The 14,381-nt window shown below is 71.1% G+C and carries 9 protein-coding genes and 1 pseudogene; 5 read left to right on the top strand and 5 right to left on the bottom strand.

The features are described from left to right. The first annotated feature begins 58 nt into the window (after positions 1-58). Positions 59-2,062 (top strand): VWA domain-containing protein, encoded by a 2,004-nt coding sequence (locus tag ACZ7FF_RS09920; protein ID WP_470810944.1) that lies wholly within the window; start codon positions 59-61, stop codon positions 2,060-2,062. Positions 2,063-2,185: 123 nt separating this feature from the next. Continuing rightward, positions 2,186-3,904 carry a methionine--tRNA ligase gene (gene metG, locus ACZ7FF_RS09925; protein ID WP_470810946.1) on the top strand — a complete coding sequence of 573 codons (1,719 nt, stop codon included), beginning with the start codon at positions 2,186-2,188 and terminating at the stop codon, positions 3,902-3,904. Between the two features lie 90 nt (positions 3,905-3,994). Here the strand turns inward: metG and ACZ7FF_RS09930 are convergent, their stop codons facing one another. Continuing rightward, a complete protein-coding gene (locus ACZ7FF_RS09930; RefSeq protein ID WP_470810948.1) occupies positions 3,995-4,342 on the bottom strand; it encodes a DoxX family protein in 348 nt (115 codons plus the stop codon). A gap of 166 nt (positions 4,343-4,508) precedes the next feature. On the opposite strand from ACZ7FF_RS09930, the gene ACZ7FF_RS09935 reads away from it, so the two are divergent. Beyond that, on the top strand, positions 4,509-5,204 hold the full coding sequence (locus tag ACZ7FF_RS09935) for a nucleotidyl transferase AbiEii/AbiGii toxin family protein (RefSeq protein WP_470810949.1): 696 nt from the start codon (positions 4,509-4,511) through the stop codon (positions 5,202-5,204). A 144-nt stretch (positions 5,205-5,348) separates the two neighbouring features. Here the strand turns inward: ACZ7FF_RS09935 and aspS are convergent, their stop codons facing one another. Beyond that, positions 5,349-7,112, bottom strand: a complete 1,764-nt coding sequence (aspS, locus tag ACZ7FF_RS09940; RefSeq protein WP_470810951.1) for an aspartate--tRNA ligase — start codon at positions 7,110-7,112, stop codon at positions 5,349-5,351. 231 nt (positions 7,113-7,343) lie between these two features. Between aspS and ACZ7FF_RS09945 the strand changes: the two are divergent. Next, positions 7,344-9,485: pseudogene (locus ACZ7FF_RS09945) on the top strand (SpoIIE family protein phosphatase); the annotation flags it as partial. Here ACZ7FF_RS09945 and ACZ7FF_RS09950 read toward each other — a convergent pair. The 3 genes from ACZ7FF_RS09950 to ACZ7FF_RS09960 all read right to left on the bottom strand — a co-directional run bounded on the left by ACZ7FF_RS09950 (position 9,437) and on the right by ACZ7FF_RS09960 (position 12,300). Then, positions 9,437-10,588, bottom strand: coding sequence for an AI-2E family transporter (locus ACZ7FF_RS09950; protein WP_470810952.1), 1,152 nt, complete (start codon positions 10,586-10,588; stop codon positions 9,437-9,439). The pseudogene ACZ7FF_RS09945 and the gene ACZ7FF_RS09950 overlap by 49 nt on opposite strands. Before the next feature lie 135 nt (positions 10,589-10,723). Beyond that, on the bottom strand, positions 10,724-11,701 hold the full coding sequence (locus ACZ7FF_RS09955; RefSeq protein ID WP_470810953.1) for a pirin family protein: 978 nt from the start codon (positions 11,699-11,701) through the stop codon (positions 10,724-10,726). A gap of 113 nt (positions 11,702-11,814) precedes the next feature. Then, complete coding sequence (locus tag ACZ7FF_RS09960; RefSeq protein ID WP_470810955.1) at positions 11,815-12,300, bottom strand: SseB family protein; 486 nt, start codon at positions 12,298-12,300, stop codon at positions 11,815-11,817. A gap of 204 nt (positions 12,301-12,504) precedes the next feature. On the opposite strand from ACZ7FF_RS09960, the gene ACZ7FF_RS09965 reads away from it, so the two are divergent. Then, entirely contained in the window at positions 12,505-14,331 is a 1,827-nt protein-coding gene (locus tag ACZ7FF_RS09965) for an acyl-CoA dehydrogenase (protein ID WP_470810957.1), read from the top strand. The last annotated feature ends 50 nt before the right edge of the window (positions 14,332-14,381 follow it).

Below are 14,381 nucleotides of genomic sequence, written 5' to 3' on the forward strand. Positions count from 1 at the left end.
TTACGTGTCCGTCCTGGCCAGCGATTGACGGTTTCACCTCACGCGAAGGGTTGCGCACATGGGCATTCTCACTCTCCTGCGGAACGCATTCGGCCGCTCACGCAAGTCCCGGGCCGCCGATGCAGAGGGTGCGGCCCCGACCCCGACCCCCGCGGCTCCGGAGCCGACCGCCACCGTCCCGGAGCCCCGCCGGTCGGCCCCCACCGGGCCGGCCCCGACCGTCCCGGAGCCCCGCACCTCGGGCCCCGACGAACACGACCTGGTGGCAGCGGCCTTCAACAACATCCAGGTCCCCCGCCCAACGGAGGAACCCCCGGCAACCGACCCCGAGAAGGCCGCCGCGGCAACGCCACCGGCTGAGCCCGAGGAGTCCGCGGAGGCAACGCCACCGGCTGAGCCCGAGGAGTCCGCGGAGGCAACGCCGTCGGCCGAGCCCGAGAAGGCCGCCGAGGCCACCGCCGAGCCGGAGACCGAGGAGAAGGCCGCGTCGGAGACCGAGGCGACCGCGGAGCCGGAGGCCGAGGCCGAGAAGGCCGCCGAGGCCACCGCCGAGCCGGAGACCGAGGCGACCGCGGAGCCGGAGGCCGAGGCCGAGAAGGCCGCCGAGGCCACCGCCGAGCCGGAGGCCGAGGAGAAGACCGAGGTCAGCCCCACCGCCGAGACGACGGCCGAGACCGACGCACCGGCCGCCGAGGAGGCCGAGCCCGAGGCCGAGGCGAAGCCCGCGGTCGAAGGGGAGACCGAGGTCAGCCCCGCGGCCGAGCCCGCGGTCGCGGAGGAGGCCGCTGAGGCTGCGCCGCAGGCTGAGGCCGAGGCCGAGTCGCCGGTTGAGGCTGGAACGGCGCCCGAGGCTGCGGTCGGCGCCGAGGCGGAGAAGGTTGCCGAGCCGGAGGCCGAGGTCGCTGCTGAGGCGGAGACCGAGGCGAGCGCGGAGCCGGAGACCGAGGAGGCAGAGGCCACCGCCGAGCCCGCGGTCGAGGAAGGAGCCGAGGTCAGCCCCGCCGCCGATACGGCCGAGACCGAGGAAGCCGAGACCGACGCCGAGGCCGAGGCTGAGGCGAAGACGGAGCCCGCGGCCGAGGCTGAGGAACCGGCCGCCGAGCCCGAGGCCGAGAAGGCGGCGGAGCCGGTGGCGGTCGTAGAGGAGCAGACCGCCGAGGCGCCGGAGGCCGAGACGGCAGCCGAGCCTCAGGAGGCCGAGGAACCGGCGCCGGCACAGGCGGACGAGGCGGCGAGCCCGGCCGAGGAAACCGCCGCCCTGGCCGAAGCCACGGACGAGCCGCAAGCCGCCGACGGCGAGAACACCCCGCAGGGGCCACCGGCAGCCGACGACGAGACCCGCACGGGCGGTGCGGGTGGGAACACGGATGCCGACGCGCCGCAGGCAACCCCCACCCCCGCCACCCCCCTCCCCAAGGTCAAGGCCGCCGCCCCCGCCCTCGCGACCGCGTACAACGCCGCCACCACCACCCTCGCGAAGACCGACCTCACCGGCACCCGAGCGAAGCTCTACCTCGTGCTGGACCGCTCCGCGAGCATGCGCGCGTACTACAAGGACGGCTCGGCCCAGGCCCTCGCCGACCAGACCCTCGCCCTCGCCGCCCACCTGGACCCCGAGGCCACGGTCCACGTCGTCTTCTTCTCCACGGAGGTCGACGGCACCACCGACCTCACCCTCGCCGAGGACCACGAGACGAAGATCGACGACGTCCACGCGTCCCTCGGCCGCATGGGCCGTACGAGCTACCACGCAGCCGTGGAGGCCGTACTCGCCCACTACGAGAAGAACGCCGACCCCGGCACCCCCGCCCTCGTGGTCTTCCAGACCGACGGCGCCCCGGACGCGAAGACCCCCGCGACCCAGGCCCTCACCGCAGCCGCGGACACCCACCCCGCCGTCTTCTTCTCCTTCGTCGCCTTCGGCGAGCACGACAACAAGGCCTTCGACTACCTCCGCAAGCTGAAGACCGCCAACACGTCCTTCTTCCACGCGGGCCCCACCCCCCGCGAACTGACGGACGCCGAGCTGTACGAGGGCGTGCTCGCGACCTGGCGCCCGTGACACGGCGTAACCCCCCGTGACCATGCCGCCCCTTCCCAGTCCGTAAAACGGGAAGCGGGCGGCATACACACGTCGGCTACGATTTCAAGGTTCGTAAACTCAGCGACCTGGGAGCAGCCCGCGATGGCTCGACACCTCATCACCAGCGCCCTTCCCTACATCAACGGGATCAAGCACCTGGGCAACATGGTGGGGTCCATGCTCCCGGCGGACGTGTACTCCCGGTACCTCCGCCAGCGCGGTCACGACGTCCTCTACATCTGCGCCACCGACGAGCACGGCACCCCGGCCGAGCTGGCCGCCAAGGAGCTGGGCCTCCCGGTGGACGAGTTCTGCGCCCAGGCGCACGACGCGCAGAAGGCGGTCTACGACGGCTTCGCGCTGGCCTTCGACTACTTCGGCCGCAGCTCCTCGCCGGAGAACCGCGACATCACCCAGCACTTCGCCCGCAAGCTGAACGAGAACGGCTTCATCGAGGAGCGGGCGATCCGCCAGGTGTACTCCCCGGCCGACGGCCGCTTCCTCCCGGACCGCTACGTCGAGGGCACCTGCCCGCACTGCGGGTACGACAAGGCCCGGGGCGACCAGTGCGAGAACTGCACCCGGGTGCTCGACCCCACCGACCTGATCAACCCGCGCTCCGCGATCTCCGGCTCGACCGAGCTGGAGGTCCGCGAGACCAAGCACCTCTTCCTGCTCCAGTCCAAGCTGCAGCACGAGGTCGAGGCGTGGGTCGCCCGGCACGAGAACGACTGGCCGCAGCTGGCCTCCTCCATCGCCCGCAAGTGGCTGAACGAGGGCCTGCACGACCGCGCGATCACCCGTGACCTGGACTGGGGCGTCCCGGTCCCCGCCGACACGTGGCCGGAGCTGGCCGCCGAGGGCAAGGTCTTCTACGTCTGGTTCGACGCCCCGATCGAGTACATCGGCGCGACGAAGGAGTGGGCCGACCAGGACCCGGAGAACCGCGACTGGAAGTCCTGGTGGTACGAGGCCGACGACACCGTGCGCTACACGGAGTTCATGGCGAAGGACAACGTCCCCTTCCACACCGTGATGTTCCCGGCCACCGAGCTGGGCGTGCGCGAGCCGTGGAAGAAGGTCGACTACGTCAAGGCCTTCAACTGGCTGACGTACTACGGCGGCAAGTTCTCCACCAGCCAGAAGCGGGGCGTCTTCACCGACCAGGCCCTGGACATCCTGCCCGCCGACTACTGGCGCTACTTCCTCATCGCCAACGCCCCCGAGTCGGACGACTCGTCCTTCACCTGGGAGCACTTCACCGCCACGGTGAACAAGGACCTCGCCGACACCCTCGGCAACTTCGTCAACCGCGTCCTGTCCTTCTCCAGGAAGCGCTTCGGCGACGAGGTGCCGGCCGGCGGCGCGCCCGGCGACGCGGAGGCACGGCTCGGCGAGGAGATCGCCCGTCTCCTCGCCGAGTACGAGGAGCACATGGAGGCCCTCCAGTTCCGCAAGGCCGCGGCCGCCCTGCGCGCCCTGTGGTCGGCCGGCAACTCCTACCTGGAGGAGAAGGCCCCCTGGCTGGAGATCAAGACCGACAAGGACGGCGCGGCCCTCACCCTGCGTACCGCGATGAACCTCATCCACCTGTACGCGGTGGTCTCCGAGCCGTTCATCCCGAGCACGGCGAAGACGATGCGCGAGGCGTTCTCGCTGGCCGAGGACACCGCGGTCTGGGTCACCGAGGACGAGGCCAGGGCCCTGGCCGCCGTCCCGGCCGGCACCCCGTTCACGGTCCCGCCGGTGCTGTTCGCCAAGCTGACGGACGAGGACCTGGCGGCGTACAAGGAGCGCTTCGGCGGTGAGGAGCCGGCCTGATCGCCGGCCGCACGCAGTGAACGAGCCCCCGGGTCGGTGGACCCGGGGGCTCGCTGGCACCTGTTCGGAACGGGCCGGCACCGCCCTCCCTCAGGCCGCCCACCCCAGCACCAGCGCGCCGACCACCGGAGCGGCGTAGACGAGCGGGAAGGAGATGTGGGCGTACCAGCGGGCGCGGGCCACGGTGACGGCCGCTCCGGTGAAGTACAGGACCAGGCCGATGCCGGCGAGCACGCCGATCACCGGTACGAACAGCCCGGCCACCAGCCCGACGGCCCCCGCGGCCTTGGCCACCCCGAGCCAGGTCCACCACGACCTCGGCACCCGGTAGTCGGTGAGCGCCTTGACGATCCAGTCGGCACGCATCAGGAGCACGGTCCCGGAGAACCCGGCCATCAGCGCGGCGAGCAGGGTGACGACGACATGGGCGATACGCATGAGGGGCTCCCGTGGAACGTTCGGACGACTACGGACACCCCCCTGACACCCGCCCCGCCGCCCGTGTGACATCACCCGGAAAAAATCCCCGCCCCCTTCCGGAGGCCGTACGCACCGGCGCGGATGCGCACGGGTCCGGTGTCGGTTCTGGCAGAGTACGGGTGCCGTGAACCTTCCCGAACCCCACCGGCGGCTGCTCGCGGACGTCGTAGCGGCGGGCGGCCCGTACGGTCTGGTGCTCGCCGGCGGCTACGCCCTCGAGGCGCACGGGCTGCTCCGGCGCCCGCACGGCAATCTGGACCTCGCCACCGAGAGCGCCGAGCCCATGGACCGAATCGCCCGAGCCGTCGCCGCGGCCCTGGAGGCGCGCGGCCGGCCGGTGCGGGCCGGGGCCGCCACCGCGCGCACCGCGCAGCTGACGGTCACCGACCCGCCGTCCGGTGAGCCCTGCGTCCTGGCGCTGCACAAGGAGGCCTTCTGGCAGCCGCCGGAGCTGACGGAGTACGGCCCGGCGCTCTCGCTGGAGGACGCCGTCGGCACGAAGATCCGCGCGCTGTACGACCGGGGCGCGGCGGTCGACCTGATCGACGCGCAGGCCGCGGCCGCCCGTTTCCCGCTGCCCGGCCTGGAGGAACTGGGCCGCAGGCACGCCCACGACGTCTTCGACCTGCCCACCCTGCAGTCCCGGCTGACCGGCACGGACTTCTACTCCGTCGGCGAGTTCCTGCGGTACGGCGTGGAGGAGGCGCGGATCGACGGGCTGCGCGCCTGGGCCCAGCGGTGGTCCGACGACATCGCCGAACGCCTGATGGAGGACGGCGCCTCCCCGGACGAGGAGCCCGGCCCCGACACCGACGAGTGAGCAGCCGCCCGCTTCAACGACGTCCTGGTCAGGCTGAGCAGCGGCACCCCGCGGCTGTACAAGCCGGGCCCGGCGCTGCGGTCAAGAAGAAGGTCCCGGGACCGGTTCCGGTCCCGGGACCTTCTCCCGCGTTCGTGGCGCGCCCTACTTCGGCTGCGGCTTCCTGATGTTCAGGTGCAGCTCACGCAGGCGGGACTCCTCCAGCTCGGTCGGGGCGCCCATCATCAGGTCCTGGGCGTTGCCGTTGAGCGGGAAGGCGATCGTCTCGCGGATGTTGGGCTCGTCCGCGAGGAGCATGACGATGCGGTCCACGCCGGGGGCGATGCCGCCGTGCGGCGGGGCGCCGAAGCGGAAGGCGCGCAGCATGCCGGCGAACTTCTCCTCGACGGTCTCACGGTCGTAGCCCGCGATCTCGAAGGCCTTGAGCATGATGTCCGGCTCGTGGTTCCGGATCGCGCCGGAGGACAGCTCGACGCCGTTGCAGACGATGTCGTACTGCCAGCCCAGGATGTCCAGCGGGTCCTGGGTCTCCAGGGCCTCCAGTCCGCCCTGCGGCATGGAGAAGGGGTTGTGCGAGAAGTCGATCGCGCCGGTCTCCTCGTCCTTCTCGTACATCGGGAAGTCGACGATCCAGCAGAAGCGGAAGACGTTCTCCTCGAAGTGGCCGGCCCGCTTGGCGGCCTCGACGCGGACCGCGCCCATGATCTTGGAGACCTCGTCGAACTCGCCCGCGCCGAAGAAGATCGCGTGGCCGGCGGCGAGCGAGAGGCGCTTGGTCAGCTCGGCGACGTTCTCCTCGGTGAGGAACTTCGCGATCGGGCCGGACAGCGTGCCGTCCTCGCCGACGCGGACCCAGGCCAGGCCCTTCGCGCCGAGGGACACGGCGAAGTCACCGAGCTGGTCGAAGAACTTGCGCGGCTGGTCCTGAACCGCCGGCACCGGCAGCGCACGGACGTGCTTGCCGGCGAAGGCCTTGAACTCCGAGCCCTCGAAGACGTCGGTGATGTCGACCAGCTCCAGCTTGGCGCGCAGGTCCGGCTTGTCGGAGCCGTACTTCAGCATCGCCTCGCGGAACGGGATCCGCGGGAAGGGGGAGGTGACGTGGCGGCCGTTGCCGAACTCCTCGAACAGCTCGGTCATCAGCTGCTCGATCGGCTGGAAGACGTCCTCCTGCTCGACGAAGCTCATCTCGACGTCGAGCTGGTAGAACTCGCCCGGCGAGCGGTCGGCGCGGGCGTCCTCGTCGCGGAAGCAGGGCGCGATCTGGAAGTAGCGGTCGAAGCCGGAGATCATCAGCAGCTGCTTGAACTGCTGCGGGGCCTGCGGCAGGGCGTAGAACTTGCCCGGGTTCAGCCGGGAGGGGACCACGAAGTCGCGCGCGCCCTCGGGGGAGGTCGCCGACAGGATCGGGGTCGCCATCTCGTTGAAGCCCAGCGCCGTCATCTTGTGGCGGATCGCCGAGATGACCGCCGTACGCAGCATGATGTTGCGGTGCATGCGCTCGCGGCGCAGGTCGAGGAAGCGGTACTCCAGGCGCCGCTCCTCGTTGACCCCGTCCTCGGCGTTGATCGTGAAGGGCAGCGGGGCGGCGGCGCCGAGCAGCTCGACCTCGGACACCTCGACCTCGACCTCGCCGGTGGGCAGGTCGGGGTTGATGTTCTCGGTTCCACGTGAAACAACGCTGCCGTCGACGCGGACCGTGGACTCCTTGGAGATCTTGTCCAGGGCCTCGTACGCCGGGGTGCCGGGGCGGGCGACCAGCTGCGTGATGCCGTGGTGGTCGCGCAGATCGATGAAGAGGATGCCGCCCAGGTCGCGCCGATTGTGCAGCCAGCCACTGAGCCGGACGTCGGTGCCGACGTCAGAGGCGCGGAGCTGGCCGCAGGTGTGGGACCTGTACCGATGCATCGTCGTTCATCGTCCTTCGTGTGTGAGGTCTGCGGGGTGGTCCCCGCGAGAACGGGCACGGGGCCCGGACCCATCAAGGGTACCGGGCAGGCCAAGATCGGCTCCCCACCATTACTGTGCGCCCACCCGGGCCCGGCACCAGGCCTTCGGCGGTACCTCCAACCCTGGAACCGATCCCATCAGATCTACTTACAGTGGCACCTACCAAGGGGATCTTCCTAAAGTGGGGCAATGCGCACAGGCGAGCCCCTCCCGTACGTCGGGGACGTCCTCGCCGCCCTCGCGACCGGCATGTGGCACTGGGACACGGCCACGGGACTGGTCACCGTCGACGCGGAGGCGGCGCGGCTGCTCGGGCTGCCCGCGGAGCGGACCACTCTCACGGAGGCCCGGACCCGGGCCCGGCTGCACCCCGTCGACTGGAACGAGATCACCGGGGTGGTGCAGCTCGCCGTCGCCGAGGGCACGCTCGCCGAGGTCCGCATCCGGATCATGGACGAGCAGGGCGAGATCCTCCGGGTCGTCCGCAGCCGTTCCAAGCCCTCCTACGACCCCGAGCGGCACGCCTACGAGCTGATCGGCACCCTCCAGGAGGTCACCGAGCCGGGTCCGGACCGGGCGATGGGCCGGACCACGGTCACCGGCGACTGGCGGCGCTCGCGGGAGGCGTTCCTGCTCGACGCGGGTCGGGCGCTGGCGGAGGCGCGCTCCACGGCCGAGGTGCTGCGGGTGGCGGGCGGCCTGTCGATGCCCGGGTTCTCGCCGGACGGGCTGGTGGTCTTCGGGGTGGAGGGCGACCGGCTGACGATCACCGGCCAGCACGGGCACCAGCCCGGCGACATGGGCCCCTTCTCGGACATGCCGCTCACCCTGGACTATCCGGCGGCCGAGGTCGCCCGCACGGGCCGCGCGGTGTACCTGTCCTCACCCGCGGAGTACAAGGAGCGCTACCCGGCAACGTGGCCGCTCGCCCGCCCCTTCGGCCGCCGCTCCTGGGCGTTCCTGCCGCTGACGGCCGGCGGGCGCACCATGGGCGCCTGGATGGCGGCCTTCGCCTACCCGGTGGTGTTCACCCCGGACGAGCGCGCGGTCCTGACGACGGTCGCCCGGATGCTCGCCCAGGCGCTGTCCCGGGCCGGTGCCGCCGAGTCCGAGCGGGAACTCACCGAGGGGCTGCAGCGCTCCATGCTGCCCTCGCTCGGCCCGGAGATACCGGGCATGCGGATCGCCGCCCGGTACATCCCGACCGGCGGCGGACTGCAGGTGGGCGGCGACTGGTACGACATGATCCCGCTGCCCTCCGGCCGCTTCGCGCTGGTCATCGGGGACGTGCAGGGTCATGACGTGCGGGCGGCCGGGCTGATGGGCCAGCTGCGCATCGCCCTGCGCGCCTACGCCTCCGAGGGGCACCGCCCGGACGCCGTGCTCTCCCGCGCCTCCCGCTTCCTGCACGGCATCACGCACGACGAGCAGATGTCCGACCTGCGGTTCGCGACCTGCCTGTACGTGGAGGCGGACCCGGTGACCGGGCTGCTGGAGATCGCCCGCGCGGGGCACCCGGACCCGGTGATCCGGATGGCCGACGGCACGGTGATGCTGCGGCCGACGACGGGCGGGGTGCCGCTGGGCGTCGACCCGGACGCCGACTATCCGACCACCCGGTTCGCGCTGGAGCCCGGCGAGACGCTGGTGCTCTGCACCGACGGTCTGATCGAGACCGGCGGGCACGACATGGACAGCGGCTGGCGGCGGCTGCGGGCGATCCTGGAGGACCACCGGGGCGACATGGAGTCGCTGGCCGACGCGCTGGTGCAGGGCGTGCACGGTCCGTCCTCGCACCACACCACCGGCCCGCTGGCCGACCGCAGGGAGGACGACATCGCGCTGCTGCTGCTCTGCCGTCCCGGCGAGGGCTGCGGCTGCGGCGACACCACGACCGTACGGCCCCGGGTGCGGCGCACGCTGCTGTCGGTGGGGCAGGACGAGCCGGAGCGGATCGCCGAGGCCCGCCAGCACCTGCGCGAGCTGCTGCACGACTGGGCCGCGGAGGAGCAGGTGGACTCGGCGGTGCTGCTCGTCTCCGAGATGTGCACCAACGTGCTGGTGCACACCGACGCCGACGCGCTGCTGCTCGCCGAGGTCACCGGGCAGACGGGCGGGCGCCGGCTGCGGGTGGAGGTCTTCGACACGGGCGACGACCTGCCCCACAAGCGCCGCCCCGGCGAACTGGCCTCCTCCGGGCGCGGTCTGATGCTGATCGGCATCCTCGCGGACGCCTGGGGCGTGGACCCCCGGGGCGAGGGCAAGAGCATCTGGTTCGAGCTCTACGAGCCGAAGGGGCCGGGGGACGGCCCGGACGGTTCCGGCGGCCCGGACGGTTCCGGCGGTCCCGACGGCCCGGGGGACTGGGCGGACGCTCCGGAGGACGCGTTCGGCGGCCTGGACGGGGAGCCCGGGTAGCGGGTCCTCAGCTCCTGTACGACCCCGAAAACGGCCGCGGTCAGCGGCACCGCGAGGAGCATCCCGAGGATGCCCGCGACGGAGGCGCCGGCGGTGATGGTCACCATCACCACGGCGGGGTGCATCTGCACGGTCCGGCTCTGGATCAGCGGCTGGAGCACGTGCCCCTCCAGCACCTGGACACCGAGGACCACGCCGAGCGCCCACAGCGCGACGACGAAGCCGCGGTCGGCGAGGGCGACCAGCACGGCCAGCGTGCCCGAGACGAAGGCCCCGAGGTAGGGGATGTAGGCGCCGACGAAGACCAGCGCGCCGAGGCCCACGGCACCGGGCACCCGGAGGATGAGCAGGCCGAGGGTGATGCACAGGGCGTCGATGAGCGCGATCAGGGTCGTGCCGCGCATGAACCCCTCGACGGCCAGGAAGGCGCGCCGGGCGACGGCCTCCAGGGTGTCGGCGGTGTCCCCGGGGGCGACGGTGCGCAGGGCCTCCACCGCACGGTGGGAGTCGCGCAGGAAGAAGAAGACCAGCAGCAGGGCGAGCACGGCCATGGCGATGCTCTCGCCCACCACGCTGACCCCGCTGATGACGTTGGACGCGGCCGTCCCGCCGAACCTGCCCAGCAGTTCGCGCGAGTTGACCGCGAGGTCGTCCAGGCCGTGCCCGGCGGCCCCGAAGTGCCGCGAGACGGCCTTGGCCGCGTCGCGCAGGGAGGCGATGATCTGGTCGCCGTTGTCGACGAGCGCGGTGACCACGATGTAGAGGGCACCGCCGACGACGGTCACCACGGCGACGCAGGTGAGCCCGGCCGAGACCGAACGCCGCACCCCGGCCCGCACCAGTCTCCGGTGCAACGGCCCGAGCAGCGCGGTGCCGAGCAGCGCGAGCAGCACCGAGGTGACGGCCGTACGGAACTGCCCGCACAGCCGCACCCCGACCCACCCGACCCCGGCGGCGAGCAGCAGCACGACGCACCAGGCGGCGAGCCGGCGGACGGGGTCGGGCAGCAGGTGCACGAGCCCAGCGGATCACGGGCGCCGACGGGTGTCCTGCCGCAGGAGTCCGGGCGGGTGAGCCGCGGGGCGCCCCGGTCACGGGAACGGCCGCCCGCCCCGCGAAGGCGGGCCGGGCGGCCGTAAGGACCGGGTGCGTCAGCCCTGCGGGCCGCTCTCCGTCATGCCGTGGACGGCCGGGATCGTGCCCAGGCGGCCCTTCTGGAAGTCCTCGAAGGCCTGCATCAGCTCGTCCTTGGTGTTCATGACGAACGGGCCGTAGTGGGCCATGGGCTCACGGATCGGCTGCCCGCCGAGGAGGACGACCTCCAGGTCCGGGGTGTGCGAGTCCTGCTTCTCGTCCGCGCGGACGGTGAGCGAGGAGCCGGCGCCGAAGACCGCGGTCTGGCCGAGGTGGATCGGCCGCCGCTCGGTGCCGACGCTGCCGCGGCCCGCGAGGACGTAGGCCAGGCCGTTGAAGTCCGCGCGCCAGGGCAGGGTGAGCTCCGCACCCGGGGCGAGGGTCGCGTGAATCATCGTGATCGGGGTGTGGGTGACGCCGGGGCCCTGGTGGCCGTCCAGCTCACCGGCGATGACCCGCAGCAGCGCGCCGCCGTCGGGGGTGCTGAGCAGCTGGACGTTGCCGCCGCGGATGTCCTGGTAGCGCGGGGCCATCATCTTGTCCCGGGCGGGGAGGTTCACCCACAGCTGCAGGCCGTGGAAGAGGCCGCCGGACATGACGAGGGACTCCGGCGGGGCCTCGATGTGCAGCAGGCCGGAGCCCGCCGTCATCCACTGGGTGTCCCCGTTGGTGATGGTGCCGCCACCGCCGTTGGAGTCCTGGTGGTCGAAGATCCCGTCGATGATGTAGGTGACGGTCTCGAAGCCGCGGTGCGGGTGCCAGGGCGTGCCCTTGGGCTCGCCGGGCGCGTACTCCACCTCGCCCATCTGGTCCATCATGATGAACGGGTCGAGATGGCGGTAGTTGATCCCCGCGAACGCCCGGCGCACCGGGAAGCCCTCGCCCTCGAAACCGCTCGGGGCGGTCGTGACGGCGAGCACGGGGCGGGCCACGGCGTCGGCGGGTGCGGTCACACGGGGCAGCGTCAGCGGGTTCTCGACGGTCACTGCAGGCATGGTGGGTACCTCCTTGGTACGCCCACTTTAGTTGAGCGTTGAACTTCTTGTCACCAGGAACAGAGAAAGCCCGGAGGGAATTCCCTCCGGGCCGCGTCACTCTCGCCGACGGCTCAGCCGCCGCCGTACATCCGGCGCATCGCGAAGTCGACCATCTGCTCCACCGCCTTCGCGTCGAACACCATGCGGTGCTCGCCCTCCATGTCCAGGACGAAGCCGTAGCCCGTCGGCAGCAGGTCGATCACCTCGGCACCGGTGATGACGAAGTACTTGGACTCCTTGCCCGCGTACCGGCGCAGCTCCTTGAGCGAGGTGAACATGGGGATCACCGGCTGCTGGGTGTTGTGCAGGGCGAGGAAGCCGGGGGTGTCGCCGCGCGGGCAGTAGACCTTCGACGTGGCGAAGATCTGCTGGAAGTCCTCGGCGGGCATCTGCCCGGTCGTGAAGGCCCGCACCGCGTCCGCGAGCGAGGGCGGGGACGGCTCCGGGTAGAGCGGCGACTGCTGGCCGTACCCGCCGACACCGCCCATCTGCTGCTGCGGCTGGGCGTACTGCTGCTGAGCAGCACCACCGTCCATCGGCTGGCCGTATCCGTACATGGGCGCAAGCGTACCGAGGGACCGGCCCGCGAGGGCGCCCCGGACGATTTGTACCAGGCGGCGCGGACTAGACCCTTCTCACACTTGGCCGGGCAGGGGTTGCTTCTTATTACCGACGGGTAGCATCATCGGAGCTACTTGTTGGTACGTGAACTAGGTGCGAGGAGCCAGTGCCTCGCCGATCCCTCTAACGGAGCCGTCGCCATGGGGCACTACAAGTCGAATCTCCGCGACATCGAGTTCAACCTCTTCGAAGTACTGGGGCGCGACAAGGTGTACGGCACCGGCCCGTTCGAGGAGATGGACGTCGAGACCGCCAAGAGTGTGCTGGAGGAGCTGACCCGCCTCTCGGAGAACGAGCTGGCCGAGTCCTTCATCGACGCCGACCGCAACCCGCCGGTCTTCGACCCGGAGACCAACACCGCGCCGGTCCCCGCGTCCTTCAAGAAGAGCTACCAGGCCTTCATGGACTCGGAGTACTGGCGGCTCGGCCTGCCCGAGGAGATCGGCGGCACCACCTCCCCGCGCTCCCTGATCTGGGCCTACGCCGAGCTGATCCTGGGCGCCAACCCGGCCGTGTGGATGTACTCCTCGGGCCCGGCGTTCGCCGGCATCCTCTTCGAGGAGGGCAACGAGGTCCAGAAGCACATCGCCAAGGTCGCCACCGAGAAGCAGTGGGGCTCCACCATGGTCCTCACCGAGCCCGACGCGGGCTCGGACGTCGGCGCCGGCCGCACCAAGGCGGTCCAGCAGGAGGACGGCTCCTGGCACATCGAGGGCGTGAAGCGCTTCATCACCTCGGGTGAGCACGACATGTCGGAGAACATCCTCCACTACGTGCTCGCGCGCCCCGAGGGCGCCGGCCCCGGCACCAAGGGCCTCTCCCTCTTCCTCGTCCCGAAGTACCTCTTCGACTTCGAGACCGGCGAGCTCGGCGAGCGCAACGGCGCCTACGCCACCAACGTCGAGCACAAGATGGGCCTGAAGGCCTCCAACACGTGCGAGATGACCTTCGGCGACCAGCACCCCGCCAAGGGCTGGCTCATCGGTGACAAGCACGACGGCATCCGCCAGATGTTCCGCATCATCGAGTTCGCCCGCATGATGGTCGGCACGAAGGCGATCTCCACGCTGTCCACCGGCTACCTGAACGCGCTGGAGTACGCCAAGGAGCGCGTGCAGGGCCCGGACCTGGCCAACTTCATGGACAAGACCGCGCCCAAGGTCACCATCACCCACCACCCCGACGTGCGCCGCTCGCTGATGACGCAGAAGGCGTACGCGGAGGGCATGCGCGCCCTCGTGCTGTACACCGCCTCCATCCAGGACGCCATCCAGCTCAAGGAGGCGAACGGCGAGGACGCCTCGGCCGAGGAGGCGCTGAACGACCTGCTCCTGCCCATCGTCAAGGGCTACGGCTCCGAGAAGGGCTACGAGCAGCTCGCCCAGTCGCTGCAGACCTTCGGCGGCTCCGGCTTCCTGCAGGAGTACCCGATCGAGCAGTACATCCGGGACTCCAAGATCGACACCCTGTACGAGGGCACCACGGCGATCCAGGGCCAGGACTTCTTCTTCCGGAAGATCGTCCGCAACCAGGGCGCCGCGCTGAACTCGCTGGCCGAGGACATCAAGAAGTTCCTCGCGCTCGGCACCGGCGGCGAGGAACTGGCGGGCGCCCGCGAGCACCTGGCCAAGGCGGCCGTGGAGCTGGAGGCGATCGTCGGCCTGATGCTGACCGACCTCGCCGCCACCGAGCAGGACACCAAGAACATCTACAAGGTGGGCCTGAACACCAGCCGGCTGCTGCTGGCCTCCGGTGACGTCGTCGTCGGCTACCTGCTGCTCAAGGGCGCCGCGATCGCCGCCGAGAAGCTGGCCACGGCCTCGGCCAAGGACAAGGCGTTCTACACCGGCAAGATCGCCGCGGCGCGGTTCTTCGCGGCGAACGTCCTGCCGGGTGTCACGCTCGCCCGCAAGGTCGCCGAGAACGTCGAGCTGGACCTGATGGAGCTGGACGAGGACGCGTTCTAGACGCTCCAGACCTTCTGGACGTCCCCGTCGATTCCCCGCACGGGCCCGCT

The organism is Streptomyces sp. NPDC037126 (assembly GCF_055605965.1).

Excerpts from the sequence above, each read along its gene's own strand:
- ACZ7FF_RS09930 (WP_470810948.1), bottom strand. The coding sequence starts at position 4,342 with ATGCGTATCGCCCATGTCGTCGTCACCCTGCTCGCCGCGCTGATGGCC.
- ACZ7FF_RS09955 (WP_470810953.1), bottom strand. The coding sequence starts at position 11,701 with ATGCCTGCAGTGACCGTCGAGAACCCGCTGACGCTGCCCCGTGTGACC.
- ACZ7FF_RS09920 (WP_470810944.1), top strand. The coding sequence starts at position 59 with ATGGGCATTCTCACTCTCCTGCGGAACGCATTCGGCCGCTCACGCAAG.
- ACZ7FF_RS09965 (WP_470810957.1), top strand. The coding sequence starts at position 12,505 with ATGGGGCACTACAAGTCGAATCTCCGCGACATCGAGTTCAACCTCTTC.
- metG (WP_470810946.1), top strand. The coding sequence starts at position 2,186 with ATGGCTCGACACCTCATCACCAGCGCCCTTCCCTACATCAACGGGATC.
- aspS (WP_470810951.1), bottom strand. The coding sequence starts at position 7,112 with ATGCATCGGTACAGGTCCCACACCTGCGGCCAGCTCCGCGCCTCTGAC.
- ACZ7FF_RS09960 (WP_470810955.1), bottom strand. The coding sequence starts at position 12,300 with ATGTACGGATACGGCCAGCCGATGGACGGTGGTGCTGCTCAGCAGCAG.